The sequence below is a fragment of the Pseudomonas sp. TMW22080 genome, from assembly GCF_022496745.1.
In the GTDB taxonomy this organism is placed as follows: domain Bacteria; phylum Pseudomonadota; class Gammaproteobacteria; order Pseudomonadales; family Pseudomonadaceae; genus Aquipseudomonas; species Aquipseudomonas bubulae.
In genome coordinates, this window is sequence record NZ_SCFF01000002.1 from 19,476 (window position 1) to 44,575 (window position 25,100).

The 25,100-nt window shown below is 57.7% G+C and carries 22 protein-coding genes and 2 tRNA genes; 15 read left to right on the forward strand and 9 right to left on the reverse strand.

Going from position 1 to position 25,100, the window contains the following annotated elements:
* The first annotated feature begins 20 nt into the window (after window positions 1-20).
* Window positions 21-668 (forward strand): response regulator, encoded by a 648-nt coding sequence (locus EQV96_RS06400; RefSeq protein ID WP_095003207.1) that lies wholly within the window; start codon window positions 21-23, stop codon window positions 666-668.
* 36 nt (window positions 669-704) lie between these two features.
* Window positions 705-1,349, forward strand: a complete 645-nt coding sequence (locus EQV96_RS06405) for a response regulator (protein WP_095019691.1) — start codon at window positions 705-707, stop codon at window positions 1,347-1,349.
* 9 nt (window positions 1,350-1,358) lie between these two features.
* Here EQV96_RS06405 and EQV96_RS06410 read toward each other — a convergent pair whose 3' ends face one another.
* From EQV96_RS06410 to EQV96_RS06435, 6 genes are all read right to left on the reverse strand, one after another.
* On the reverse strand, window positions 1,359-1,877 hold the full coding sequence (locus tag EQV96_RS06410) for a fimbrial protein (RefSeq protein ID WP_240881609.1): 519 nt from the start codon (window positions 1,875-1,877) through the stop codon (window positions 1,359-1,361).
* Between the two features lie 7 nt (window positions 1,878-1,884).
* Window positions 1,885-2,376: a fimbrial protein gene (locus EQV96_RS06415; protein ID WP_240881611.1), complete on the reverse strand. Its 492-nt coding sequence runs from the start codon at window positions 2,374-2,376 to the stop codon at window positions 1,885-1,887.
* 19 nt (window positions 2,377-2,395) lie between these two features.
* Window positions 2,396-3,322 carry a fimbrial protein gene (locus tag EQV96_RS06420; protein WP_095021237.1) on the reverse strand — a complete coding sequence of 309 codons (927 nt, stop codon included), beginning with the start codon at window positions 3,320-3,322 and terminating at the stop codon, window positions 2,396-2,398.
* Window positions 3,315-5,936: a fimbria/pilus outer membrane usher protein gene (locus tag EQV96_RS06425; RefSeq protein WP_095031443.1), complete on the reverse strand. Its 2,622-nt coding sequence runs from the start codon at window positions 5,934-5,936 to the stop codon at window positions 3,315-3,317. The genes EQV96_RS06420 and EQV96_RS06425 overlap by 8 nt, the downstream gene beginning before the upstream one ends.
* Window positions 5,937-5,971: 35 nt before the next feature.
* Window positions 5,972-6,670, reverse strand: a complete 699-nt coding sequence (locus EQV96_RS06430; protein WP_153326335.1) for a molecular chaperone — start codon at window positions 6,668-6,670, stop codon at window positions 5,972-5,974.
* 75 nt (window positions 6,671-6,745) lie between these two features.
* Window positions 6,746-7,327, reverse strand: a complete 582-nt coding sequence (locus EQV96_RS06435; protein ID WP_095019672.1) for a fimbrial protein — start codon at window positions 7,325-7,327, stop codon at window positions 6,746-6,748.
* Window positions 7,328-7,608: 281 nt separating this feature from the next.
* Here EQV96_RS06435 and EQV96_RS06440 point away from each other — a divergent pair, with 281 nt between their 5' ends.
* The 4 genes from EQV96_RS06440 (at window position 7,609) to EQV96_RS06455 (ending at window position 13,042) form a co-directional block, all read left to right on the forward strand.
* On the forward strand, window positions 7,609-10,863 hold the full coding sequence (locus EQV96_RS06440; protein WP_240881613.1) for a hybrid sensor histidine kinase/response regulator: 3,255 nt from the start codon (window positions 7,609-7,611) through the stop codon (window positions 10,861-10,863).
* A 102-nt stretch (window positions 10,864-10,965) separates the two neighbouring features.
* Entirely contained in the window at window positions 10,966-12,366 is a 1,401-nt protein-coding gene (locus EQV96_RS06445; RefSeq protein WP_240881615.1) for an FAD-linked oxidase C-terminal domain-containing protein, read from the forward strand.
* A 99-nt stretch (window positions 12,367-12,465) separates the two neighbouring features.
* Window positions 12,466-12,541 (forward strand) — tRNA-Phe (locus EQV96_RS06450).
* Window positions 12,542-12,697: 156 nt separating this feature from the next.
* A complete protein-coding gene (locus EQV96_RS06455) occupies window positions 12,698-13,042 on the forward strand; it encodes a cupin (protein WP_240881618.1) in 345 nt (114 codons plus the stop codon).
* A gap of 73 nt (window positions 13,043-13,115) precedes the next feature.
* Here the strand turns inward: EQV96_RS06455 and EQV96_RS06460 are convergent, their stop codons facing one another.
* Together EQV96_RS06460 and EQV96_RS06465 are read right to left on the reverse strand one after the other, a co-directional pair.
* The gene (locus EQV96_RS06460) at window positions 13,116-14,480 is read right to left on the reverse strand and encodes a glycosyltransferase family 39 protein (protein WP_240881623.1); all 1,365 of its coding nucleotides are present in this window, start codon (window positions 14,478-14,480) and stop codon (window positions 13,116-13,118) included.
* A gap of 349 nt (window positions 14,481-14,829) precedes the next feature.
* Window positions 14,830-14,906: transfer RNA gene (locus tag EQV96_RS06465), tRNA-Met, on the reverse strand.
* Between the two features lie 172 nt (window positions 14,907-15,078).
* Between EQV96_RS06465 and EQV96_RS06470 the strand changes: the two genes are divergently transcribed.
* On the forward strand, window positions 15,079-16,296 hold the full coding sequence (locus EQV96_RS06470) for an MFS transporter (RefSeq protein WP_095003198.1): 1,218 nt from the start codon (window positions 15,079-15,081) through the stop codon (window positions 16,294-16,296).
* Window positions 16,297-16,376: 80 nt separating this feature from the next.
* On the opposite strand, the gene EQV96_RS06475 is transcribed toward EQV96_RS06470, so the two are convergent.
* Window positions 16,377-16,901 (reverse strand): RNA polymerase sigma factor, encoded by a 525-nt coding sequence (locus tag EQV96_RS06475; protein WP_095019668.1) that lies wholly within the window; start codon window positions 16,899-16,901, stop codon window positions 16,377-16,379.
* 330 nt (window positions 16,902-17,231) lie between these two features.
* Here EQV96_RS06475 and sctW point away from each other — a divergent pair, with 330 nt between their 5' ends.
* Genes sctW through sctR form a run of 8 tightly spaced genes read left to right on the forward strand, consistent with a single transcriptional unit; the run spans window position 17,232 to window position 25,098 of the window.
* On the forward strand, window positions 17,232-18,263 hold the full coding sequence (gene sctW, locus EQV96_RS06480; protein ID WP_240881627.1) for a type III secretion system gatekeeper subunit SctW: 1,032 nt from the start codon (window positions 17,232-17,234) through the stop codon (window positions 18,261-18,263).
* Complete coding sequence (gene sctV / locus EQV96_RS06485) at window positions 18,260-20,353, forward strand: type III secretion system export apparatus subunit SctV (RefSeq protein WP_240881629.1); 2,094 nt, start codon at window positions 18,260-18,262, stop codon at window positions 20,351-20,353. Before sctW ends, sctV begins: the two co-directional genes overlap by 4 nt.
* Window positions 20,350-21,306 carry an FHA domain-containing protein gene (locus EQV96_RS06490; RefSeq protein ID WP_240881631.1) on the forward strand — a complete coding sequence of 319 codons (957 nt, stop codon included), beginning with the start codon at window positions 20,350-20,352 and terminating at the stop codon, window positions 21,304-21,306. The genes sctV and EQV96_RS06490 overlap by 4 nt, the downstream gene beginning before the upstream one ends.
* The gene (locus EQV96_RS06495; RefSeq protein WP_095024942.1) at window positions 21,303-22,661 is read left to right on the forward strand and encodes a FliI/YscN family ATPase; all 1,359 of its coding nucleotides are present in this window, start codon (window positions 21,303-21,305) and stop codon (window positions 22,659-22,661) included. The genes EQV96_RS06490 and EQV96_RS06495 overlap by 4 nt, the downstream gene beginning before the upstream one ends.
* Window positions 22,648-23,094, forward strand: coding sequence for a YscO family type III secretion system apparatus protein (locus EQV96_RS06500; RefSeq protein WP_095019664.1), 447 nt, complete (start codon window positions 22,648-22,650; stop codon window positions 23,092-23,094). The genes EQV96_RS06495 and EQV96_RS06500 overlap by 14 nt, the downstream gene beginning before the upstream one ends.
* Window positions 23,073-23,459 carry a type III secretion system HrpP C-terminal domain-containing protein gene (locus EQV96_RS06505; RefSeq protein ID WP_169916765.1) on the forward strand — a complete coding sequence of 129 codons (387 nt, stop codon included), beginning with the start codon at window positions 23,073-23,075 and terminating at the stop codon, window positions 23,457-23,459. Before EQV96_RS06500 ends, EQV96_RS06505 begins: the two co-directional genes overlap by 22 nt.
* Window positions 23,459-24,448 (forward strand): FliM/FliN family flagellar motor switch protein, encoded by a 990-nt coding sequence (locus EQV96_RS06510; RefSeq protein ID WP_095019663.1) that lies wholly within the window; start codon window positions 23,459-23,461, stop codon window positions 24,446-24,448. Before EQV96_RS06505 ends, EQV96_RS06510 begins: the two co-directional genes overlap by 1 nt.
* Window positions 24,445-25,098 (forward strand): type III secretion system export apparatus subunit SctR, encoded by a 654-nt coding sequence (gene sctR / locus EQV96_RS06515; RefSeq protein WP_095003191.1) that lies wholly within the window; start codon window positions 24,445-24,447, stop codon window positions 25,096-25,098. The genes EQV96_RS06510 and sctR overlap by 4 nt, the downstream gene beginning before the upstream one ends.
* The last annotated feature ends 2 nt before the right edge of the window (window positions 25,099-25,100 follow it).

Here is a 25,100-nt window from a genome sequence, read left to right on the forward strand (position 1 = left end):
CATCAATGTGGAGCCAGGCAATGCGCGAATTAAAGGTAGTGATTGCCGACGATCATCCAGTGGTGGTACTGGGGCTTCGGGAAATGATTCAACGTGATGAGTATTTCTCCCTGGTAGGCGAGGCGCTGAGCTCGTCGCAGTTGGTCGAGCAGTTGCAGTTGCATCAACCCGAACTGCTGATTACTGATTTCAACATGCCAGGGGATGAAACCTATGGCGACGGTCTGCAACTGATCGAGTACATCATTGAGCATTTTCCCGGGGTCAAGATCCTGGTGCTGACAGTCATGAGCAATCATCTGATTATCTCGCGCTTGCTGGAGCTGGGTGTGGCAGGCGTGATTGCTAAAAGCCATATCCGCGAAGAAATAGGCAAGGCCCTAAGTGCGTTGGCCAACGATCGGGACTATACGGCCCCGGCTGCTCCAGCCATCTCTGTGGTGACTAACCCCAAAGTCATTGATGAACGTTTCTCCACACTTTCACCCCGTGAAGTTGAGGTGCTGAGGCTGTTTGTTGCGGGCAATAGCGTGGGTGATATCGCCCGCCAATTGAACCGCAGCGTTAAAACCGTGAGCACCCAAAAGGTGGCTGCGATGCAGAAGCTGGAAGTGCTTAACGACCATGCCTTGCTGACCTATTGCATCAAAGCGGACCCCTTCGAATAGCTGTAGTGCTCTTCCAGTGCAGGAGTCATGTTTGCCATGCCGCAAATGAAAGTCTTATTGGCCGACGACCATCCGATTGTGTTGATGGGCGTGCGTGAAATCATTGAGCGTGACCCGCGTTTCAAGGTTGTGGGCGAAGCAATGAGTTCCTCGGAGTTGATCGACAAAATTTCGTTACTCAAGCCTGATGTGATTATTACCGACTACAACATGCCGGGTGACGATCAATATGGTGACGGCACTCGCCTGGTGGAGTACCTGCGCCGGCATTTTCCCGAACCCAAGGTGTTGATCCTGACCGTTATAACCAATGCACAAGTACTGACCTGGCTGTATGAGCTGGGTATCAGCGGTGTCATTTCAAAGAGCGCTGGGCTTGAGCAGATCCTGGTGGCGCTGGACGCGTTCTATCGCCAAGGGCACTACCAGCAGGACCAGCCGCAAGGGGACTTGAGTGAGGGCGCCGATGACCTTTCGCAAAGGCTCAGCCAACTGACGGTCAAGGAGTTCGAGGTCCTGCGTCTGTTCTCTACGGGGGTGAGTGTGAGCGATGTCGCGCATAGCCTGAACCGCAGCATTAAAACCATCAGTACCCTGAAGATTTCGGCGATGCGCAAACTCAATGTCGACAATGATCAAGCGCTGCTGATCTTGTGCGTCAAGGCCAATCTGTTTGCCTGACGCAGCGGTTTACAGATAGATCATTTCCATCAATAGCGTTGAGCTGTAACTGCCGATTGCGGGCAGTTCCTCCCCGGTCTTGACCGGCCGCACAGAGAGCTGGAGCTTGAGCCGCGTTTCTTCAACCGGGAAGATCAATTGCTCGCCCAGCTTCAGGTCAATCACTTTCAACGTACTGGTCATGTCGCTCAGGCGGGTTTTCAGCCCCAGTCTGTCGAGCGTGGTGCGCAGTGTGCTGCTGTCAAAAGCACCATTGCCGGCGCTGAAACGCAGGTGTACCTGGCTGCCTTTGATGCATTGAAAGTCCAGGCTGACATCGGTCCAGCCGGTGATGTCCGAGTTCAGCGAGTTGAGGTTTGTCTTGGGGATATCCACGCTTTGCGAGGCCGGGAAATTAGCCGTGCAGGGCGGTTTTATCAGGGTGCCGCCCACCTCTATCAGGGCGGCATCCTCTGCACAGATGGCCGGGCTGAGCAACAGCGCTGCGGTGGACAGCAGCGCCACCCACAGGCTCACTCTGGCGAGCATGGACATCTCACAGGTACTCGATACTGATAACAGCCGAAGTGCTGAATGCACCCTCGGTCAACGCGCCAAGGGCAATCAACTTTGCTTTCAAACTCAGGTCGACCGTGCCGCTCTGGTTGGTCAGGTTGCGTTTGGTCCCGGTAATGTTGGCCGCCGTGCTGTCGCTGTTCCAGAGCAATGAATAAGCCAGATTGGTTTTGCCCGTTGAGGCCTGTGTGGTTGAGCCTTGAATCGTGCGGGCTGCCAGAATGCTCACCGCCAGTACCGAGTTGGCCGGGCAGGTCATGGTGAGGGGGATGTCGATCAGCGCGGCATCGGCCACCTGGTCATAACGCAGGCTGCCGAAGTTGGCGGTCAGCGTCTTGCTGCTGGTCAGGTTGCAGGGCGGACGCGTCAGGGTGCCGCTCAGGTTGATGGTCACAGTGTCTGTTACGGCGTTGGCGGTCGAGCTGAGCAGGCCTGCGAACAGTGTCGCAGCCAATGTCAGGGATAATTTCATGGTTGAGCTCCTTACTTGATCAGAGATAGGTGATGTTGAGGGTGTACTGACTGTAAAAATTTCCGGTAGGCGAAACACTGGTATTCAGGCGCGGGCGAAAACCAAGGCTGATGTTGTTGCTGCCATTGGTCAGCGCCAGCGTGCGTGGGCTGTTGAAGCTCACTGCCGTGTTGGTGTCAGCCCAGGTGGCAGCCATCGACAGACCGGCCAGGGTTGTGGCTGAAACGCCCGGGCTGCCGCTGATGGCCGCCTGGGTGGGTACCAGCGTGGCGGTCGCTTGCGTACCGCGAGTGCAATTCATGGTGATATTGGCAATTTGCTGCGAACTGGCGAAGTCATTGCTGCTGAGTGTGCCAAAGGGCAGGTTGAGGGTTTTTGCCGAGCCCATCGAGCAGGCGGGCTGGATGACCCGGAAGCTGAGAATGACGGTCTGCAAGTAGTCGCCGTAAGCCTCATAACCTTGGATAGAGGTGTCTGTGAGCGTGACACTGACCATGTAGTTGCCAGGCGTGACGGGCGCCGTTCCATAAAGCAGAACGTTGTAGGAAAAGGTGTTGCCCACGTACAGCTGCACACAGCTCCACGGCATGCATGTAGTGGTCGCAGTCCCGATGGGCAGCTCGGGAACCATCAGTCCAGAGTTGGTATGAAACACCTGGACCTTGCTGCCTCTGCCCTGGTTGTAGAACTGGCTGTGCTGCAATGACGCGCCAAAGGGAAACCAACGGGTAACCCGGCAGTTGGCTGTCATGTTGGCGGTATAGCTGGTGGATGGCGCAAGGTCGCCCAGCTGAATGATGCCGGTGGTGCCCGTAGGGGTGCATGCGAGGTTGTTTTCAATCAGTGCAAACGCTTGCTGACTGACAAGTCCCAGCAACAGGCAGAGCAGCAACAAGCAGACTTTGACCAGCCCCGGACGAGATGATTTGACGTTTGATTCATGCATCGGGAGTACCTTGAGTGTCTGGCGATTTGGCATCGCAACGGATGGTCAGTTGCCCGATGCCAGTCTCTGACAGGTTGTAGGTGTTCAGGTCCAGGTCCTTGGCGCACCAAGGCTGGCCGTTGACGTTGATCAGCAGCCGCGCCTTGTCCGGCACGCCAGTCATAAATACCCGGCCCTTGTCGGCTACCATCGCGCTGCTCAGCAGAGTGCCCTTGGGGTCATACAGCTGCGCTTCGGCGGCGAAAGGGGCGGGCTTGCCAGTGCTTGAGCTGACGCTGACCAGCAGGCGGCGGCCGTTATGGGTTTCGAAGTTGGCCAGGACAAAGGCACCACGATTGGGGGTGACTTCCTGTACCAGGTTGGCAATGTCGGTGTTGTCCGACAGTGAGTCAGTGTTGAGCGATACCTTGTTTTTGCGGTACGGCTGCGCCGAGGGAATAATCGTGTAGCCACTGCCGTTGGTCTTGATCCCGCTCTTGGTCAGCACGCCCACATCGGCGGCGCCGGGGGTGGCGACAATGATGTTGGTCTCGCCCAATGGCTGGGTGAACATCACGGTATTGCGGATGGCAACCACGCCGCCTTCCACGCCATAGTCCATCTGACGGGTGTTCTGATCCTTGTTATAGGAGCCGTGCCAAATGGCATTGGCCGCGTTGTAGCGGGCCGCCACCGAGCCGCCGAGCACGCGGTCATCGTCACTGATCTGCTGATTGATGCCCAGGTTGTACGACAGGGCATCGTCCTGCAGTTGCGAGCCGCTGAAGGTGGCATTGCGGCTGGCATTGCCGGCGGAGTCCTGGTTGGTGCTCAGGCCGATGCGGCTGCTGCTGCCCGGGCTGCCCAGCGGCAGGCTGACGCTCAGCGACACGCTACGGATGTCGTCGCCCATGCCGCTGTTCTGTGACAGCCCCAGGTTGTAGGAGGCGCTGGCAACACTGAAGCTGTAGCCCAACTGAATGGAGGTATTGCTCTTGGCCCGGTTCCAGTAATCGGTTTTGGTCAGGTTGGCGTACATGCCGCCCCAGGTACCGAATTGTTGCGATACGTTGGCGGTAAAGCTGCTTTTCATATGGCCGGTCAAATAGGGGGAAAACGCCGCACTGTTATTCAGGGTTTCATCGACATAGGGCTCTAGCGAGTTGTTGGAGCGTGCGTTGATTGCCTCGTTGAAGCTGTAATAGCCGCTGGTGGAGTAGCGATAGCCAATCAGGCTGAAGCTGGTATCGGTCAGATCGATGGATTTGGAGTACCGGAAGCGATATGACTGGCCCGACAGCGTTTTGGCGTCTGCGCCCATGTCTTCGCTGATGGCATGGGTCACGTCCAGGGAAATCGCACCAAAGCCGGCAAAGTCGTGGGCAAAGCCAAGCAGCGCCGATTTGTATTGTTCGCTGACGATGCTGCCACCGAACAGCGTGGTGCCCTCGGTCAGGCCGCGGCGATAGGTGCCTTGTACAAAACTGGGCTTGGGCGAATTCTGCGCGCCTTCTGCCGGGCGATACTGGCCTGCGGTCACAGCGTAGCTTTGCTGGCCTTCACGCAACATGTAAGGCACAGAGGCAAATGACTGGATGTAGACCTGGCGCTCGCCATTGGGGCCTTCGATGGTGACTTCGATATCGCCGTTGCCCGCGGTCGAGTACAGGTTCTTGAGGGCGAACGGGCCTGACGGCACCCACTGTTCACTGATGACATAACCGCGCTGGCGCAATGTCACCAGCGAGCGGCCGTTGGCAACCCCACGCACTACGGGGGCAAAATTACGCGCATCATCGGGCAGCATGTCCAGATCAGAAGCGATCCCCACGCCGCGGTAAGAGATGGTGTCGAACAGATCGCTGTCGGTGGCGCTTTCACCCACCGTGGCAATGGCCATAAGGTTGCCCAGGTCGCGCTGGACATAGGTGTCCACCGATTTCCAGCTGCCGTCGACGTTAGTGCCTTTTTGCCAAGTCGAGAAATTGCGAAAGCGCCAGGCGCCGCTGTTGAACCCGCTATGAACACTGCCGAACTGGGATTGGCGGCTGCCGAACTGGTTCTCGTAGTCGCTCCCGGAAAAACTGTAGTTGGCGAAGGCCACCTGCTCGCCATCGCTCCAGGTCTTGCGCCGGGTTTCAAACGGCACGCTGCCGATATACGCCTGGGGAACCTGCAGGCTCAAATGCTGCTTGTTGAAGTCGTAATCGTAGGTGACGCCGGTAAGGTCACGGTTGAAGTACACGCAATTGTCGGCGCTGATGTCCGCATTTTTCAGGCGTGTGGGGTCAATTCCCAAATCCATCAGGGCCTGAAGGCTGAAGCAGGGGAACAGGCCGTTGGGAGTCGATATCTGGCTCGCGGTTTCTCGCACAAAGTGCAGGTCGCGCTGCTCCACAAGCCGGTCATCCACTGACAGGTCTACCCGGTAGATCCCCGGAAGTTGACCCTGGCTCATGGCTTTTACTTGCTCGGCCACTTCGCTCGAAGCGTTGCCGCCGCCAATTTCCAGAAAAGAAGAGTCAAAACTGTAGTCTGCATGCACTGCGGTTGTTGCAAGACCTGTAGCCGCAACGGTCATCGTGCTCCAGCACTTTACTCGGCGCGCGAAGGCGCACATGCGCAATCGCAGCATGAGGGGGTCCTTCCATTCAGCGGATTATTCAGTGATCAATGTGGGGTAACGGGTGCGGCCTTGACTGTGCTGCCGTACTCGTTGATGTAGCTAAGTTCTAGGCTGTCGCTGTTTTTCAGCGCTATTGGAGTGGTGACGGTGCTGCCGGGCTTGATAACCTCGGGCATGCCTTTGCTGGCGCTGTTGTTGATCAGCAATTCGCTGACCACCACGTTGTAACCCGACGGGTTATGCACCGTGAGTTTTCCGCCTTCAGCCCGCCACTGCAGTTTCTCCACCGCTTCGGGCAAAGTGCCCTTGAGGTTGGCGGGGCGATAAAACAGTTTGATCGTGGTCTTGAGTGCTATTTGCAGCACGTTCTGGTTGCGCTGTTCCTCACTCTTGGCCGGGATGGCTTTGACGTTGAGCAAAAACAGGCTTTCTTTGTCGTCGGGCAGGTTCTGTGCGTTGGTGGCGATGATCCGCAGAAGGTTCTGGCCCTTGGCATCCAGGCGAAACAACGGCGGTGTGACAATAAACTCATCGGCGCTGGCGTCGCGGTCATCGAACGGGCTGACCCACGACTGCACGAGATACGGCACACCGTCATCACCCGAGTTTGAAAGTGCAAGGTTGGCTTCTTTCTCCTTGCTTTGATACACAACGCGCGTAGAACCCACGTTGACGCCTGCATGAACCTGGGGCAGCCAGAAGCTTGCTGCCAGTGCCAAAAAGGCTGCAACTTTTAAACGCATTAAGATGTCCTCTGGTTAACGCCAGAGCTCGCGATCAATCGCGATCAACCGCGAGCTCTTCGTTAAATGCATAAATTACTTGTAGGTAACGTCGAAACTGGCCAATGCATTGACTTTACCGGTGCCGATGCCACGCACACCCGGGGTCTCACCCGAAGCTGCGGTGTCGGCAACCAGGCGAACATAGGATGCGGTGAAGTCGAAGGTGTTGGACTGCGGACGCAGAACGTAATCGTTGCTGGCCGTGTTAAGTGGCAACTTGTTACCGGTGCGCGCGTCGTTGATCTGGATACCAACGCCGGGTACCTGGTTGTCACCGGTCATGCCCAGCACGGTTGCATCAGTGCCAGCTTGTTGGCCGCTGAATTTGATGGAGGCGTTTTTCAGGGTCGAGCCGCTGCAGTTTTCCAGCGAGATCGAAAATGGTGTGGCGCCAGCAGTGGCGACAGCCCCTACAGTGTTAGGGAAGTCGGCAATACGGACCTGGCCCATATCAACCGCTTTTTTAACGCTTTCGCTGTTGATGGTGCATGCGTTGTCGTTGATAGTGCCGGTGAATTCAACCTGACCATCAGCCGCTTGAGCGGTAGCAGCAGCCATTACGATCAGCAGCGAAGAGCCACAAAGCGCGGTGTATTTGCCAAATTTATGAAACATGAGAGAAGCCCTCTACAAACCAATGATGTGTGATTTCCATTATTTAATGCCCCCCCTGCCAACGGCTCGCCGCGGCAGGTGATGCAAAGGATGCAATTGCCAGAGGAGAATCCCCATCAGACAATTCCTGTTCGGCTTGCTCAGGCCATTTCGAGGGCGCAGAAGTGGCGGCGCAAGGCTCGTGGCGAGCGCAGTGGGGGCTGGCGGATAGTGCAATGTGTAACCCTTTGGCTAGCAACAGGCTTGCCTATTTCCTCCCAGGTCATCGACGGCGCTAAATCATGAAGCAAGCTAAGGTACGTCTCGGTGCGCTGGCACTGAGCTCACTCAGACTTAACAAACTATTGCTCCTGCTCACCGGGTTTGCCCTGCTGCTGGTGAGCATGAGCTATTGGGCGGTTAATCGAGTGCTGAAGGAGGAGGGCGAGAAGACGGATTTTCATTTCGCGCGGCTGATGGAAAGCATTCATGAGCATGAGACCTTTTTGCGTATTGCCGTTCAAAGCTACAGTCAGGCTAATGAAAACCTGCTGATAGATAGCCAACCGCACTCGCACGAGGTACTGATCCGTCAGGGCGATGAGCGCTTGTTCCAGAACCGTGACACGGCCAAGTCATTGCCCTTTACGGTGAGCCAGCGAGACAAGTTCACCCATACCGAAATGCAGGGCGTCTACTCGCTCGGTGTGCAGTTGACCGACCTTTTCACGGCTTACTGGTCCGATTCCCACTATGTGGCGCCGCAGGTATTTGTTTTTTCCCCCAGCGATCAATTCACTATTGCGGTGCCCGGTATTGAGGGCACGCGGCAGTCCCCCCTATTGCTCAAAAGCAACTTTTTCGATGTGACCAAACGTTTGTACGATGAACTTATGGTGCATCGCCATGCCCTTGGCAGTGATGAACTGATCTGGATAAAAGCTCCGCAGGACCTGATTCAAAAGCGCAAGTACATTGTCGGCGCCGTCGGGCTGAATCTGTCGCGCAACTTCATGCCACCGGGGGCTGAAGCCAATGACCTGGTGATCCTGAACGCGTTACTGGACGTCAGCGATATCGGTGATCTGGAGCGCTTGCTGATGCACCCCACCAACAGCCGTTTGACCCTGATCTCGCCTGCCGGCGATGTATTGCTGGGGGACGCCGGGGATGTCGAGGATCTGCCCCTGGGCTTGAGCATTACCCGCGATGGTCTGCGCTTCAAGCTGAGTTCGGGCGGGGCCACGCCCTGGGTCGGGTTGTACGCGATCAGTTATCAGAACTTCTTTGGCTATGCCAAATGGCCTTTGGCCGGCGCGGCGGGCCTGCTGGTATTGTTTGGGCTGATCGGCTGGCGCTTCAACCGCTGGTACCGCAAGCAAATCATCGAACCTGCCCAGCGTGCCAGCCAGTCCCTGGCCGAGAGCGAAGAATTCAATCGGGCCATGCTCGACAGCGCACCCGTGGGATTGTGCGTGGTCGAGCGCAGCACGGGAGAGATCCTGCTGGAAAACCAGAGGGCGCATGAGTGGCAGGGTACCCCTGAACTGATTGCCCTGCTGAAGCGCGATTATGGTGAGCACGAACTGGGAGAGGTCCAGTTGGAAGTCGCGGGGCGCTATCTGCAGGCCTGTTTTGTCTTTACCCGTTACAAGGGCAAGAACGTGGTGCTCTGTGGTTTCAACGACGTCACCCGGCATGTGGATGACGCCAACCTGATGGAGCAGGAGCGGCGTTCGGCTGACGAAGCGAGCAAAGCCAAGACTTTGTTTCTGGCAACCATGAGCCATGAAATTCGTACGCCTCTATACGGGGTACTGGGCAATCTTGAACTGCTGGGCCTTACGTCTCTGAATGAGCGCCAGCGTGAATACCTGCAGACCATTCAGCGGTCATCTACGGTGTTGTTTCAGTTGATCAGTGATGTGCTGGACGTCTCCAAGATCGAGTCCGGGCAAATGGCTGTCGAGGCCAAGTCCTTCTGTCCGCTGGACTTGTTTGAAGACTGTGTGCGCAGTTATTCAGCCGCGGCGAGCAATAAGGGCTTGAAGATTTTTGCCTGTGCCGATGCGCAGTTGCCGCCATTGTTGAGTGGCGATGCGGTACGTATTCGGCAAATCATCAATAATTTGCTGAGTAACGCAATCAAGTTCACCGACACCGGCTGGGTTGTCTTCAGGCTCAAGGTGATTGGCATCGAACAAGGGCAGGCCGCGTTGCAGTGGCAGGTTTCCGATACCGGCGTGGGGATCAGCGAAGAGCAACTGACGCGTCTGTTCAAGCCGTTCTCCCAGGTGGGTGGCAGCGAACGTGCAGGCGGTGCGGGGCTGGGCCTGTCCATTTGTGCGAGCTTGAGCGAGATGATGGGCGCGAATTTGCGGGTGGTCAGTGAACCGGGGCTTGGCAGCAGCTTTTCGTTGCATATGAGCTTACCGGTTATCGCCGGCTCACTGGGTAGTTGTGCCGATATCGACCTTGAGGGGGTCCGTGTTTACGTGCGCGCTGCGCGCAATGATATAGGGCAGATCCTGGCAGACTGGTTAAACCATTGGGGCGCTCGCGCCCAGGTTATGCCGGCAGCGCTTCCTCCCGACTACCCTGCAATCCTGCTGGATCTGGACCCTGACCAACCGCTGACAGTGCCCTGGCAAGGTGAGCGGCTGCTGGCGACCGAGTCGGGGGGCAGCCAGCCGCAAAGAACGGCCCGTGGCTGGGAGGTCAATGCCTATGATATTCGCGCCATTGGCAGAACGCTGATGCAGATCGCCCATGGGGCTGTCCCCCAGGCGTCCGCCAGTGTGGTGCCCTATGCCGCAAAGCTGGAGTTGAATGTCCTGGTCGCCGAGGACAATCCCGTCAACCAGGAGATCCTCAGGGAGCAGCTGGAGGCCCTGGGGGCCCGGGTTACGTTGGCAGACGACGGGCAGCAGGCCCTGTCGCGCTGGAAGGAAGCGTCATTTGATCTGCTGATCACCGACGTCAATATGCCCAGACTCGATGGCTATCAGCTGACGCGCCGCTTGCGTGAGCTTGACCCGCGGGTGCCTATTATTGGTGTGACCGCCAATGCCCTGCGTGAAGAAGGGGAGCGCTGCCTGGAAGCGGGAATGAATGTATGGCTGGTCAAGCCCCTGAGCCTGACCACATTACGCCAGACCTTATCCGCCTTGTGCGCAGCGCCTGCCGAGCTGCCTGTTGGCGTCCATGATGCCCCCGATGCACCCCTGCAGACGGATGATCTGCAAGACTGGATCAGCCTGTCGCCAGCCATGCATCGGCTGTTTATCGCCACCATGCAGGAGGATCTGGCGCAGGCTCAGCTGGCGTTGCAGCAGGGCAATACCTCGAAACTGATCAGTTATGTGCACCGGATGCACGGTTCTTTTGCCACGGTGGGCGCTGTCAATTTGGCTGAGGCCTGCAATCAGTGCGAAATTGCCTTGTTGCGTGAGCCCTTGAACCCGGTCTCGGTCGCGGCCAATGAGGTGTTGCTCGAACGTTTGCGCAGGGTGGTCGCGAGGCTGGTTGACGGGGCGTTATATCCCGGCAGCCAGTAACGTTACGGCCACGTTCAGCGGGCTTGCGGATCTGCCGGTGATCACAGTGGCCGTTTGTTGTACCTTGGAATCGTCCCTCCCAACAATAATATGGACGTTTCCATGGCCTCTAACCCTGCATTTCACGCTTCTCCCATACCCACCCTGCTCGATGCCCTGCGCGAGCTGCTCGGTGAGCGCCTGAGCACTGGCCGAGCCGAGTGCGAGCAACACGGCCGAGGTGAGTCATACCACCCGACCTTGCCGCCGGACGCGGTGTGTTACGCCGAGTCCACGGCCGAGGTGGCGGCCATCGTCAAACTCTGCGCAGCGCAGCGAGTGCCGATCATTGCCTTTGGTGGTGGCACTTCACTGGAAGGCCATGTAGGCGCTACCCGGGGCGGGGTCTGTATCGACCTGAGCCGCATGCAGCGAATCATCGCCGTGCGCCCGGATGATCTGGATGTCACTGTGGAGGCCGGGGTAACCCGCATGCAGCTGAATGCCGAACTGCGTACCACCGGGCTGTTCTTTCCGGTCGACCCGGGCGGTGAAAGTACCCTGGGGGGCATGGCAGCGACCCGCGCTTCAGGGACCAATGCGGTGCGTTACGGGACCATGCGCGAAAACGTGTTGAACCTGACCGTGGTGCTGGCTGACGGCCAGGTGATCAAGACCGGTGGGCGGGCGCGAAAATCATCCGCTGGCTACGACCTCACGCGCTTGTTTGTCGGCTCGGAAGGCACGCTGGGGATCATCACCGAAGTCACCCTGCGCCTTTACGGTATTCCGGAAACCACCTGCGCGGCGGTGTGTACCTTCCCGACGATAGCGGCGGCGGTCAGTTCGGTGGTGTCGATCATTCAATATGGCATTCCAGTGTCACGGGTCGAATTGCTCGATGCGCGCACGGTGCAGGCGGTCAACCGTTTCTCGCACATGGGCCTGGTTGAATCGCCGACGCTGTTTTTCGAGTTCGCCGGTTCCCCGGCCAGTGTGGCGGAGCAGGTGGAACTGACCCGGGAGATTGTTGAAAGCAATGGTGCATTGGGTTTTCAGGCGGCTGGCGATGCTGATGCGCGCAATGCCCTGTGGCGTGCCCGGCACAGTGTCCACTATGCAATGCAGTCCATGCGGCCGAATGGTCGGATCTGGAGTACGGATGTCTGCGTACCGATTTCGGCGCTGACCCGGTGCATTGCCGAAACGGCTGAAGATGTGGCCAGGGTTTCATTTTTCGTAGGCATGGTCGGGCATGTCGGGGATGGCAACTTTCACCTGGGGATGGTGGTCGACCCGGGCAATGCCGCAGAACTGGTTGAAGCCGAAGCGCTCAATGAGCGGGTTGTCGAGCGCGCCATTGCCCTTGAGGGCACTTGCACCGGAGAGCATGGCATTGGTTCGGGAAAGATAAAGTTCATGCCCCTGGAGCATGGCGCCGCACTGGGTGTCATGCACCTGGTCAAGCAGGCTCTCGACCCTCTTGGGCTGATGAACCCGGGGAAAATCCTGCCCCAGGGGTGATATCAGGCCTGGGCGGTGATGTAAGCGCAGGTAATCATTGGTCTTTTTTTTATTTCGTGCTTGACGCCCCGACGGTAAAACACGTTTAATTGCCGCCTTGCCCAGATAGCTCAGTCGGTAGAGCAGGGGATTGAAAATCCCCGTGTCGGCGGTTCGATTCCGTCTCTGGGCACCACAACAGCAAAACCCCTGATGCCTTATGGCTTCGGGGGTTTTTTGTTTTCGGGTGGAGCAAATCTGTTCTGCCTATCCCTTTGTCGCCTCGTCACTCGTTACGCCTTTCAGGGTGTTTACTTTCAATAAGGCTTTGTCTTTTGAAAAGGTGGGTGCGATGAGCAATGAACAGGCAGTACCCGAGACCAAAGGCGTTACGGTCACGTTGCTGGCCACCATCGACCTTGGCCCCGAGATCGAGGGAATGGCAGGGCGCCAGCTTCGCATGCGTAAGGTGACGATTGAGCCGGGGGGCGTTTTCGGGCCGGTTCACAACCATGCAGACAGGCCTGGCACCGTCTATATCCTTCACGGCGTTATCACTGACCATAGAAATGGTATCGCCACGGAGTATGGTCCGGGTGTGGGCTGGCCTGAAGACAGGCACACCACTCACTGGCTTGAGAACAGGGGAGTGATTGAGGCGGTGGAGATTTCAGTCGATATCGTCAGGCAAGAATAAGCCCGCATCAGGGGGCTGCTTGATAGTCGCTCACTCGAGCGGAATCCGTAATGGGTGACGTTGTGAGCGCGCGTCACCAAAACCAATAAGGCAGGAACTTGGGGGTCGGTTCATTGGCCAATTCCAGATGGTAGGTAATGGCGTTAAAGAAAAACATGTCCAGTATAAGAAAGGCCGTCGCCCCAAAAGAGAATGTTAAAAACTCGCGATGTGGATGTGAATAAAGGCGTGACTCCATCCAGGGGCGAGCCGCGGCAAGAATAATCAAGCCCGTCATTGCACCAAGGTAGTTCGGTTGAACAGGGGACGCCGCAAAGTGACTATAAATAAATGCAAACAGAAGCATCCCGAGGCCAATAACGGGTAGTCTCAAGCAGAACTTCAGCAGTTTGTCTCTGGTGTTGGCGAATCGTTGGCTTCGATCTACAAAGATATAGGCCGCTAACAAGGAAATCGCGGGTGTGATTGAAAGTATGTAACGCGCTTTCTTGGCACTTGGAATTGTCAGCAGTACGACCACGACAAGAAACCAGGCCGAGAGATACAAGAGCATGCTTGTCGACGGTAGAGGCGACGGTGCTAAAAAAACTTTGCCCTTTCTGATGATGACGTTCAAGGCAATAAAAACGGTTACACCGTAGGTCAGCAAGCCGGCAGAGAAGTAGAAGTAATAACGAGGTGCCTGGTTACTGTCAAATCGCCCCAGCCCTTGCTTGACCAATACCTCCTGCAAGAAAGCATGTCCACCTTGTGCGTAGGCAGCCGCTATCAGCAGCAAAAGGGCAGCGCCCAGGACCAGGCCGGCGAGCAGGCAGAACACAACGAGCCTGCGCCATTGCCGGCTCAGCAGGTAATAAGAGGCGACTACACTGGCTGGGACGATCAGGCCAACAGGACCACGGAATGCAAAGCCCAGCGCCAGGGCTGCGAGTATAAGCAGCAATCGGGATGTTTGTTTATGCTCGTCTCCTGCACAGGCCAGATAAAAACATATCACGGTAAAAAGTGCAGGGTATATATCCATTGATAAGGAGTTTACGCCGTCCAGAAATGACCAGGTGAATAGCGCGAACACAACACCATATGCGCCCCATTTCTTTTCCTGTCGTTCACCCAGCTTGTATATGAATACCAGTGTCAAGGCGGCAGCAATACAAAAAGGCGTCGCCAGTGAGAGAAGGGATACTTGGCCAAATGGCAGTGAAATCAGATAAACGAGGAACGTATGGGTCACTGTGTAGTCGGGATAGGGCTGCAGGTCATCAGAGATTGGAAAAAGCGTCAATCCGTTCTGGAACATATAGTGGGCGAAGTCGACGAAGCGTGTTGTGTAATTGAGCACTGCGGGCCTGTATTGCAGGGCGGCAAATAGGAAAAAAGACATTATAAAAATAACGGAGCATGGGTACTTAAAAGTGACGTCTTTAAGTGCCTTCATATAAGCGGCTCTCCAAAAACGCGCAGGCTAGCATTGTTTTTTTTAGGTAGCCAAGATTTAAAGGTAAATATTTATTATATTAAAAGTGTCAGGGAATAGTGGGGCTACCTGTCCATTTCAGATCATGGGCTGCGAACAGGTGTGAAGCAGACTGATTCGGATCGGTCATGACGTCAGGGCGGGAGGCGAGTTCTGGACGCAGTTGCCAGGTTTTTGGCCGAGGGCTCGCAGGACGCGACGGGGAGATTTGGGAGGAGACAAGAAGAAACCCCCAGACACAAGAAAGCCCGCACTAGGCGGGCTTCTTGTACTGTCTGCAGACTCATGGAGACTTCTGTAAACAAGCGTTTGGTGGCTACACAGGGACTTGAACCCCGGACCCCAGCATTATGAATGCTATGCTCTAACCAACTGAGCTATGTAGCCGATGGCGCGCATTATTCCCTCGTACGGGGGGTGTGTCAAGCAAATATCTAAAAAAAATCTTCGTTCTATCAATTGCTTAAGGTTTTACGGCGTTTGCATGGAAAGATCTTGTAAAAGAATGGCACATTGACGGATCTGCAAGCGCGCATTCACCTGTCGTACGGAAACCCAAATGGCTCTTAGCAACGCTCAAACAACTACAATCGCGTCCCCTCCAGCCCCTCAGTCAAGCCCATTGGTCATGCGCATTATCGGCGCCGTGGCCCTGGCGCATCTGATCAATGACCTGATCCAGGCTGTACTGCCGTCGATCTATCCGATGCTCAAGGCCAAATATGACCTGACCTTTACCCAGATCGGACTGATAACCCTGACGTTTCAGATGACCGCTTCGCTATTGCAGCCGTGGGTGGGTTACTACACCGACCGTCATCCCAATCCGCTTTTGTTGCCTGCCGGGATGGTTTGCACCCTGATCGGGATTTTGATGTTGTCTCAGGTCGGCAGTTTTCCGCTGATTTTGCTGGCCGCCGCCCTGGTGGGTATTGGCTCTTCTACGTTTCACCCCGAAGCTTCCCGTGTAGCGAGGCTTGCTTCGGGCGGGCGTTACGGGCTTGCGCAATCGACCTTCCAGGTAGGTGGCAATGCCGGCTCGGCCTTTGGCCCGTTGTTGGCTGCGGCCATCATCATTCCCTTCGGTCAGGGTAACGTGGCCTGGTTCGGCCTGTTTGCCCTGTTCGCCGTCGGGCTGCTGTATGTCATCAGTCGCTGGTACCGCAACCATTTGAATCTGTTCAAGCTCAAGGCCGGGCAGCAGGCGACTCATGGGTTGTCGAAGCAGCGGGTACTCGGTGCCCTGGCGGTGCTCGGCTTGCTGGTGTTCTCCAAGTACTTCTACATGGCGAGTCTGACCAGCTACTACACCTTCTTTCTGATCGAAAAGTTCGACGTGTCCGTGTCCACCTCGCAGTTGTACCTGTTCCTGTTCCTGGGCGCAGTTGCGGCGGGCACGTTCTTTGGCGGCCCCATCGGTGACCGTATTGGCCGCAAGGCGGTGATCTGGTTTTCAATTCTCGGGGTGGCGCCGTTTACCTTGCTGTTGCCCTATGCCGACCTGTTCTGGACCAGTGTGCTCAGCGTGATCATCGGTTTTATCCTGGCGTCGGCATTCTCGGCCATTGTGGTGTATGCCCAGGAGCTGGTGCCGGGCAATGTGGGGATGATTGCCGGTATCTTCTTCGGCCTGATGTTTGGTTTTGGCGGGATTGGTGCGGCCTTGCTCGGGCATTTGGCGGACATTCATGGCATCGAGTATGTGTACACCCTGTGCTCTTACCTGCCGTTGTTCGGCGTGCTGGCGATTTTGCTGCCGCGAACGAAAAAAGTCTGAGTCGGTAGTGGGGGCCATTCCCTGGCCTTGCTCCGGGAGTGTCCTCAATCATGGACCCCTCTGAGCATCCGTGGCGGGCACTAGCAGTGGGTGGCCATCTTGAGTTGTTCGCGAGCTCGCGAGATGCGTGAGCGAACTGTCCCTATAGGGATTTCCAGAGCGCTGGCGGTGTCGCGATAACTGCTGCCGCTTTGCACCGATGCATACAACGTGTCGCGCATTTCGATGGGCAGCCGGTTGAAGGCAATCAGCGTGAGCTCAAGCCTGCGGTGAGTCTCAAATTGACCATACAGGTCGGGGCTGTGGTCCTGCTCATGGCACTGCGTCTCGTCGAACTCGCAATGCACCGGCCTTGCGTGCAACCGACGAAAATGATTGCGAATGAGGTTCTGGGCAATGCCGCACATCCATGTGCTGAGCGTTGCCTGGCCGTTGAAGCGTGCTTTGCTGCGCCACGCCTCCAGGCAGGTCAACTGAAAAATATCCTCTGCATCTTCGGGGTTCAGTACGCGCTTGTGGATAAACGCTTTAAGCTTTTTTTGAAGTTCAGTCGACAGATCCAGAAAGTCAGGGGCAGGGGGGGAAGCCTTATCAAGGTGATCCATTTTTTATCCTCAGGGTGAGTGCTATCGAAAATGGTTTCGACAAGGACCTCCCAAGCATCGCCTGTGCCAATTTGCGGATCGAATATAGCCATCTGATTTATATGAGCTTTACAGGTTTTTAACAGGCGCGGTTGTGCCGGATCTTGCGTAGCGGACCTTGTGCGTGCGCCAGTTTTTTCAAAAACATGCCAATGCTACTGCCAGGGAACCGCTTGCCTGTGATCAACCACACAGGTCAATGAAACCTCCTGACTTGGCAGCGCTATGAAAGTTGAAGGGCGAAACGACACCGCGCAGATCCTGCTCTCTTCTCGGAGCGTTGGGGGGCAGATGCCCCAGTCTTCTGCGCAAAGTGCCGCTGAAGAGGTTGGCATGTTGTTCAGCCAGAAAGCCGAAAGCAGCAGCAAGGCATTGGCTCAGCGCGCGCTGCGCACGGTAGATAACCGGGTGCAGAAGGTTGAGGGTATCCAGCAGTTAAACGAGCTCTATGAGCAACTGGGGCATCCCGCTCAGCTCAGCCTGGGGCTGCTGACCCGGCACGTTCGTCTGGCACTGGCGTCAGACTCAGGGGTCGAAGCCTTGCTGGCGTTGACCGGCGACGACCCGGCCCGCACCAGTGTTGTCTTGCAGTACATGGTTGCTCAGGCCCGGGCACAAGGGCGTGAAGGTGATATCGAGCGGGTGCAGAAGGTTCAGGCACAGTTGCATACCCGCTATGACCGGCAAATTCAGGCGGGCCTGAATATTGCGCTGGCGCTGGCAGCAGCCGAAGGCGATGCCGCGCTGCGCCAGGCTGTTCGCACGCTGTATTACTCCAGTGTGGTGCGCAAACAATCACTGCCGAGCATTATCCAGGCCTTGCTGGCTTTATTCGATGAAGAAAGGGTCAACGACGGGTTGCGCGTGATGGCGCGCGCGCTGGCGGATGATATCGCCGCCCACCGGCCCTCGGTGCCGAGCCTCAGGTTGCGTACCTTGTTGAGCGGACTTCAAGGCTGCACCCAGTTGAGCAGCCTTTTGCACAGTTGCCGGTGGTTTATTGAGCGATTGTCATCCCGCGAACGGCAGGCCGAACTGTCGCCAGTCTGCCTGTTGCAACGTCTGCTGGGGTACGCGGGCACGGGCATCGATAGCGATGAGGTGCAAAGCCTGAGTCGTGAGTTGGGTGGCGAAAACCTTTCCAGTCAACTGGTCTTGCTCAATCAAGTTTATCCGTTGATTCAGCGTCTCCCGTTGGCCGTTTGGAGTGACCCTGCAAGCCGTCAGGACGCATTGCAGTCTTTTTTGAGCCTGATGGGTGAACACACTCAGAGCGAAGGTATCGTCCAGCTGTGGGCAGGGCTGACGAGACCGATTCGATGAGGCTCGTCAAATGGCTCAGTAAAGGCCCTGGCAGGGTGGCAAGCCCGGGCGAAGTGCTCGGGGCCGTGGCGGTGCTGGGCATTGTTTTTATCTTTATCGTACCCTTGCCGACCTGGCTGGTGGATGTGCTGATCGCGCTCAATATGTGCCTGGCCAGCCTGTTGATCGTGCTGGCGCTTTATCTGCCCAACCCTTTGGCATTTTCCACATTTCCTGCACTTTTGCTGCTGACCACGATGTTTCGTCTGGCGTTGTCGATTGCCACGACCCGCCTGATCCTGCTGGAGCAGGATGCGGGCGAGATCGTCGAGGCCTTTGGCAACTTTGTGGTGGGGGGGAATCTGGCGGTGGGGCTGGTGATTTTTCTGATCATCACCATCGTCAATTTCCTGGTGATTACCAAGGGTTCGGAACGTGTCGCTGAAGTGGCGGCGCGCTTTAGCCTGGATGCGCTGCCGGGCAAGCAGATGTCCATCGACAGTGACCTGCGTGGCGGGTTGATCGATGGTGCACAGGCCCGATACAAACGTGACCAGTTGTCCCGGGAAAGCCAGATGTTCGGTGCCATGGACGGCGCCATGAAGTTCGTCAAAGGAGACGCCATCGCAGGCCTGGTGATTGTGCTGATCAATATCCTCGGCGGGTTTTCCACGGGGGTAGTGCAACACGGGATGAGTGCTGGCGAGGCCATCACGCTGTATTCGGTATTGACCATCGGTGATGGTCTGATCGCGCAAATTCCGGCGCTGTTGATTGCCTTGACCGCGGGGATGATCATCACCCGTGTCGCCCCCGACGACCAATCGCCAGGCAGCCATGTCGGGGCACAAATCGGCCAGCAGATAACCCGTGAACCCAAGAGCTGGATGATCGCATCGGCGGCCATGCTGGCCTTCGCCGCCCTGCCGGGAATGCCCGCCCCGGTGTTTGGCTTGATTGCCCTGTGTACGTTTGCGCCGGGATTTTACTGGTGGTCGCGAAGCCGCAAGGCTGAGGCGTTGGAGCCGGCGCAAGCAGTGCAGGTGGCCCCTGATCACAACGGCGACGAAGATCTGAGAGTGTTTGATCCGACACGCCCGTATCTGTTGCAGTTCGCCAGTGCCCATCAAAGCCTGGAGCTTACTGAGCGGCTGATTCACGGGATTCGTCAGGTGCGCAACAGTATCGTCACCCGTATCGGGGTGACACTTCCCAGTTTTGAAATCGAATACAGCGACATGCTGCCCGAGGATGAGTTTCGCTTTTGTGTTCACGAAGTGCCCACGCTCAAGGCGACTTTTGATGAACGACGGGCCGTGGCACGGGACAGTGTCACGGATGCTCCTCAGAGTGCTCTCAGAGGCAGCGAGCAAAGAGATGAACGGGACTGGCTATGGCTGAACCCCGGTGATCCGCTGCTGGCCCGGGAGGGCGTCGAGTCGTTCAGTGCCCATGCCTTGATTGTTGAGCGCATGCGTCAAGCCATGATGATCAGCGGGCCGCAATTTTTGGGGTTGCAGGAGAGCAAGTCGATTCTCGGCTGGCTTGAGCAAACCCAGCCTGAGCTGGTTCAAGAGTTGCAGCGGATCATGCCGCTGTCCCGGTTCTCTGCCGTTCTGCAGCGCCTGGCCAGTGAAGGCGTACCCCTGCGGGCGGTACGCCTGATTGTCGAAGTGCTGACCGAACATGGCCAGCACGAGCGCGAAGTGTCAGCGCTGGCGGACTATGCGCGGATTGCCCTGAAGTCGCAGATCTATCACCTGTACAGTCAGGCTGACGGTCTGCATGCCTGGCTGTTGTCTGCCCATAGCGAAAACCTTTTTCGCGAGGCATTGCGCCAAACCCAAGCGGGCGTGTTCTTTGCCCTGGACAATGAGCACAGTACGCAACTTGTGGCGCTGCTCAAGGAGGCTTTTGCACCGCGCAAGTGCGACGCAAGCGTATTGCTGGTGGCGCAGGATCTGCGCAGCCCGTTGCGCACGCTGTTGTTCGATGAATTCAACCATGTGCCGGTCATGTCTTTCGCCGAGTTGACCGGCTCGGCCAAGGTCAAGGTGCTCGGGCGTCTTGATCTGCAATTCGACGGTGTGCTGCGCGAGGCCGTGTCTTGAGTCCGGGGCATGGCTTACCTGATGGCGCAACCGTGGTGTTCGATTTGCAGCAGCCTGGCCAGCTGTTCGAGTTGCGAGTGCTGAGCGGTTTGCATGAGGGGGCTGCACTGCCTTTGTTCGGTGAGTGCTGGAGCATCGGTGCCCATCAAGATGCCGACCTGGAGTTGTACGACCCTGGCGTTGAAACCAGGCATGCCCGGTTGCACTGTGTGGACGGGCGCTGGACAGTGCAGGCGCAGGAAGGTCTCTTGCAGGATGAAACCGGCACTGCCCGGGCACAGATTGCCGATCTGGCTGCGGGTAAGGCGTTTGCCATTGGCGGGATACGCTTGTGCATCGCCAATACGCAAAGTGCCTGGGTGGATGAGCTGGCAGAAGTAACCAGGGTGCAGAGCGAAACGGCCGCCGCGCGCTCGGGCATGGTGCCTGCGCGCCGCCCTGGCAAGTGGCTGGCGCTGGCCCTGAGCGTGTCGGTGCTGATATTGGCGGCACAAGCCTGTCAGCCTTCAAACACGGCACAGGCACTTTCTCCGAAGCCATTGGCTGTCAGTGACAGGCGTCAGCTTGCAACAACGCATCAGGTCCATCAGCAATTACTCAAGATGTTGATCGAGCGTGATCTGGACAACGCCATCCGGCTGCAGGTGGTTGATGAGCAAATCATCCTGGGCGGTGATGTCGGCAAGGACTCGCTGGCACTGGTCTCGCGGATGCTCGATCGCTTCGAGGCGCAATTTGAAACGCCGGTTGCGATCATTAATCAGGTCCAGGAAATCAGCACGGCACTGCCCTTCAGGATCGTCCAGATAATCGGTGGCCAAAAGGCCCATGTTGTACTGGAAGACGGGCGTCGGCTGTTTTTTGGTGACGAAGCGCAGGGTGTGCGCCTGACTGCGATCGACAACCGCCGAGTGCTGTTTGAAGGCGCGCAGCGCTATGAGGTGAGCTGGTGAACGGCACGATTGCTGAGCGCCTTGAGCGCTGGCGGCAACGCCAGTTCACGCACCTGGCGGGTTTTTCACCGGTAACCCTGAGCGGTCGGCTCCTGCGGATCAATGGCATGCTGCTGCAATGCTGCCTGCCCCAGGCCCGCATTGGCGAGCTGTGCCGGGTTCAGGCAGGGAGCAACGCATGGATACTGGCAGAGGTCATCGCCTGTGATCAGCAGGACGCCACCCTCAGTGCTTTGGCGAGCCTCGAAGGTATAAGCGCAGGAGCGGCCGTTGAACGCTTGGGGGCTGTGCATCAGGTTCGCGTCGGCAATGATCTGCTGGGGCAAGTGCTCGACGGGTTTGGCCGACCGCTTGCCGGGGGCGACGGGGGGGGCTTTTCCTGGAGGCCTTGTGAGGAGGCCAATGCAGTTGTATGCGAAGCCCCCTTGCCCACTCAGAGGCCGCGCATCGGTCGCGCTTTGCCAACAGGGGTACGGGCCATCGACGGGTTGTTGACCCTGGGTGAGGGCCAGCGGGTCGGGCTGTTTGCCGGTGCCGGTTGTGGCAAGACCACCCTGCTGGCCGAAATCGCCCGCAACGTCGAGTGCGATGTGATCGTGTTTGGCCTGGTTGGCGAGCGCGGTCGCGAGCTGCGTGAGTTTCTTGACCATGAGCTGGATGAGGGGCTGCGGGGCAAAGCCGTGCTGGTGTGCGCAACCTCTGATCGCACAAGCATGGAGCGTGCGCGGGCAGCCTTTACCGCAACTGCTCTGGCCGAAGGTTTCCGACGCAAAGGCCGGCGGGTTTTATTGTTGATCGACTCATTGACGCGCTTTGCCCGCGCTCAGCGGGAAATCGGTCTGGCCGCTGGCGAACCCTTGGGCAGAGGCGGGTTGCCGCCCTCGGTTTACAGCCTGTTGCCACGTCTGGTAGAGCGCGCAGGCCTGACTCGCGAGGGGTCTATCACCGCGATCTATACCGTACTCATCGAGCAGGACTCCATGGGCGATCCGGTAGCCGATGAAGTTCGATCCTTGCTGGACGGGCACATTGTGTTGTCCCGCAAACTGGCAGAGCGCGGTCACTATCCGGCGATAGATGTGCTGGGCAGCCTGTCACGGATCCTGAGCAATGTGGCTGCGCCAGAACATATGCAAAACATGGCCGCGTTCAGGCGATTGCTGAGCGCGCATCAGCAGATCGAACTGCTGCTCAGGCTGGGTGAGTACCAGGCGGGCAACGATGCCCTGACCGACCTGGCCGTCGAGAGCCGCCAGCGTGTGGAGGCCTTTTTGCGTCAGGACTTGCGCGAGCCTGCAACGTTTCAGGAAACCCTGGAGCACTTGAGCGAGTTGACTGCCCATGTGCCCTTCTGAAAACCGCCCGCCTGCCACCGAGCCCTTGCGGCGCCTGCGCCAACATCGGGCCGATCGGGCTGAGCGTTTGTTGCACATCAAACGTATGGAGCTGCGAGCCCTTGGCCTGAACATTGAGCAGGCCCGTTCGGCGGTTGAGCAGGCCAGGCAAAACGAAAACCGGCAGCAAGCCGAACTGACCGGCCGGTACCAGGGGCAGGTGGTGTCGCCCAGGACCCTGTCGGGCTGGGACGAGTCACAGCGCCAGTGGGCGGCTCAAACAGCGCAGCAGGCAAGTGCCTTGCAAGCGCTGCTCGAGCAGCAGCGCGTGGTTGCGATCCATGTCGAGAGTGCCCGCCAGTACGCGGGTGAATGCCAGAGAAAGGTCGAAAAACTTCTGGAATTGTCGATGTTGCTGGCAGAGGAGGCGGGATGGCCGAGTCATCAGGAGTAAACCCGGTGCCGTTGCCATTGGCCCGGTATCTGCCTGCCGCCCCGGCGCGCGCAGCCGACTGCAAACTGTTTGCAGACAGCCTGGCAGGCGCGGATAGGGGCTTGGCACAGGTGTTGTCCGAGGCACTGATGCCCCGTGCACCGGGGGCAGGGCCATGGCCAGTGCAATTTGTGCTGCATCTGGCACATCGCGGGCGGGTCAGTGTCAGCGCCCGTTATGAACATCATGGCTGGCTGATCATTTTAAAGGCGCAGCAATCCGCCACCCGACAATGGCTCTCCCGTCAGCAGCAACCCTGTCAACGGCGTCTGGCCCGTGCCTTGGGGCAGGTCGTCAGGATCCGGTTACTGCAGGAGTGCCAGTGATGACGGTAGCGCCGATCACCTTGCCACAGCTGGACGCAACCACGGTCCAGGCCTGTTGGCGGTTGGGTCGTGGCCTGCGCTATTCATTTCAGGTCGCAGGCGAGCCCGGTGAGCTTTTGCTGGAACCGGGGCGGGCGCCAGGGGGTGGTGCGTGTGTCTCGTTCGAGAGCCGCTGCGGGGTCTTTACGCTCAGTGATGCAGGGCCCTTGCTTAGCCTGTTTGGCGAGTGCCCGGTGGTGCTGGCCGAGACCGGCAACGATCCCCAGTCATGGTTTTGGGCGCACTTTGAGCAGCGCATGAGTGCGCAGTTGAGGGCGCTTTTTGGCTATCTGCGGCCCCTTGCCGACAGGCAGGTGGGCGCATTCGAGTGCTGCCTCAGTGTAGTGCTGGGCCCATCGCGAAGTGTCGGCCGATTGATGCTGGCGGCCCACAGCCTGTTGGCGCTTTGCGAGGCGGGGCAATGGCAGGCAGTCAAGGCGCCGTTGCCCGATTGCTTTGCCGTGCCTGTGCCCGTGGTGCTTGGCTATCTGCCGTTGACGGTTGAGCAGTTGCGCAGGGTACGACCAGGCGACGTGCTGGTGCCGGAGCGCCTGTTGTTCAGCGGTGATGGCGTGGGGCAGTTGAGGATTGGGCGGTGGCGGATCACATCGCAAATTGATGATGAAGGCGGGCGTCGCTGCCTGACCGTGTGTGCTCTCGAGGAGTCGGCTGTGGAAGAGGTGATGTTTGCGGGTACGGACGTTGAACGGCATAAAGGCAATGAGCCGTTTGAAACCTTGCAGGTAGAGCTGAGCGTGCGCTGTGGCGCACTCAAGTTGAGCCTGGGTGAGCTGCGCCAGTTGGCCCCCGGCATGGTGTTGAGCATCGAGGGCTATGACACGGGCATGGCCGGGTTGTATTACGGCGACCGGCCGATCGGTCACGGGCAGTTGGTGGAGGTTGAGGGGCGCCTTGGCCTGCAACTGTCGCGCATCAGTTTTTCGCAATGACCGTTCAAGGGATCGATCCCTTTCTGCTGGCGCTGTTTCTCGGCGGCCTGTCACTGATGCCCATGCTGCTGATGGTGTGCACCGCCTTCCTGAAAATCTGCATTGTGTTGATGATTACCCGCAACGCCATTGGTGTGCAGCAGGTGCCGCCGAGCATGGCCCTTTATGGAGTTGCCCTGGCTGCAACGATGTTTGTCATGGCACCGGTGGGGTATGAAACCGCCCAGGCCCTCAAGCAGACGCCGCTGGATATGAGCAGTGTGCAAGCCTTGCAGGAGAGCGGGGAGGAGGCGGTAAAGCCCTTGCGGGCCTTTATGGCACGCAACACTGCTCCCGATGTGCTGACCCATCTGCTGGATAACACTGCGCGTCTATGGCCTGCGCAACTGGCGCAAGAGGTCAAGCGTGACGACCTTATCCTGCTGGTACCGGCATTTGTGCTGTCGCAGCTACAGGCAGGGTTTGAAATCGGTTTTCTGATTTACATCCCCTTTATCGTGATCGACCTGATCGTCTCGAACCTGTTGTTGGCGCTGGGCATGCAGATGGTCTCGCCCATGACCCTTTCATTGCCGCTCAAGCTGTTGCTGTTTGTGCTGGTTTCGGGTTGGACACGTCTGCTCGACAGTCTGTTCCTGTCCTATCTGTGAGG

Excerpts from the sequence above, each read along its gene's own strand:
- EQV96_RS06400 (WP_095003207.1), top strand. The coding sequence starts at position 21 with ATGCGCGAATTAAAGGTAGTGATTGCCGACGATCATCCAGTGGTGGTA.
- EQV96_RS06405 (WP_095019691.1), top strand. The coding sequence starts at position 705 with ATGCCGCAAATGAAAGTCTTATTGGCCGACGACCATCCGATTGTGTTG.
- EQV96_RS06410 (WP_240881609.1), bottom strand. The coding sequence starts at position 1,877 with ATGCTCGCCAGAGTGAGCCTGTGGGTGGCGCTGCTGTCCACCGCAGCG.
- EQV96_RS06415 (WP_240881611.1), bottom strand. The coding sequence starts at position 2,376 with ATGAAATTATCCCTGACATTGGCTGCGACACTGTTCGCAGGCCTGCTC.
- EQV96_RS06420 (WP_095021237.1), bottom strand. The coding sequence starts at position 3,322 with ATGCATGAATCAAACGTCAAATCATCTCGTCCGGGGCTGGTCAAAGTC.
- EQV96_RS06425 (WP_095031443.1), bottom strand. The coding sequence starts at position 5,936 with ATGCTGCGATTGCGCATGTGCGCCTTCGCGCGCCGAGTAAAGTGCTGG.
- EQV96_RS06430 (WP_153326335.1), bottom strand. The coding sequence starts at position 6,670 with ATGCGTTTAAAAGTTGCAGCCTTTTTGGCACTGGCAGCAAGCTTCTGG.
- EQV96_RS06435 (WP_095019672.1), bottom strand. The coding sequence starts at position 7,327 with ATGTTTCATAAATTTGGCAAATACACCGCGCTTTGTGGCTCTTCGCTG.
- EQV96_RS06440 (WP_240881613.1), top strand. The coding sequence starts at position 7,609 with ATGAAGCAAGCTAAGGTACGTCTCGGTGCGCTGGCACTGAGCTCACTC.
- EQV96_RS06445 (WP_240881615.1), top strand. The coding sequence starts at position 10,966 with ATGGCCTCTAACCCTGCATTTCACGCTTCTCCCATACCCACCCTGCTC.
- EQV96_RS06455 (WP_240881618.1), top strand. The coding sequence starts at position 12,698 with ATGAGCAATGAACAGGCAGTACCCGAGACCAAAGGCGTTACGGTCACG.
- EQV96_RS06460 (WP_240881623.1), bottom strand. The coding sequence starts at position 14,480 with ATGAAGGCACTTAAAGACGTCACTTTTAAGTACCCATGCTCCGTTATT.
- EQV96_RS06470 (WP_095003198.1), top strand. The coding sequence starts at position 15,079 with ATGGCTCTTAGCAACGCTCAAACAACTACAATCGCGTCCCCTCCAGCC.
- EQV96_RS06475 (WP_095019668.1), bottom strand. The coding sequence starts at position 16,901 with ATGGATCACCTTGATAAGGCTTCCCCCCCTGCCCCTGACTTTCTGGAT.
- sctW (WP_240881627.1), top strand. The coding sequence starts at position 17,232 with ATGCCCCAGTCTTCTGCGCAAAGTGCCGCTGAAGAGGTTGGCATGTTG.
- sctV (WP_240881629.1), top strand. The coding sequence starts at position 18,260 with ATGAGGCTCGTCAAATGGCTCAGTAAAGGCCCTGGCAGGGTGGCAAGC.
- EQV96_RS06500 (WP_095019664.1), top strand. The coding sequence starts at position 22,648 with ATGTGCCCTTCTGAAAACCGCCCGCCTGCCACCGAGCCCTTGCGGCGC.
- EQV96_RS06505 (WP_169916765.1), top strand. The coding sequence starts at position 23,073 with ATGGCCGAGTCATCAGGAGTAAACCCGGTGCCGTTGCCATTGGCCCGG.
- EQV96_RS06510 (WP_095019663.1), top strand. The coding sequence starts at position 23,459 with ATGACGGTAGCGCCGATCACCTTGCCACAGCTGGACGCAACCACGGTC.
- sctR (WP_095003191.1), top strand. The coding sequence starts at position 24,445 with ATGACCGTTCAAGGGATCGATCCCTTTCTGCTGGCGCTGTTTCTCGGC.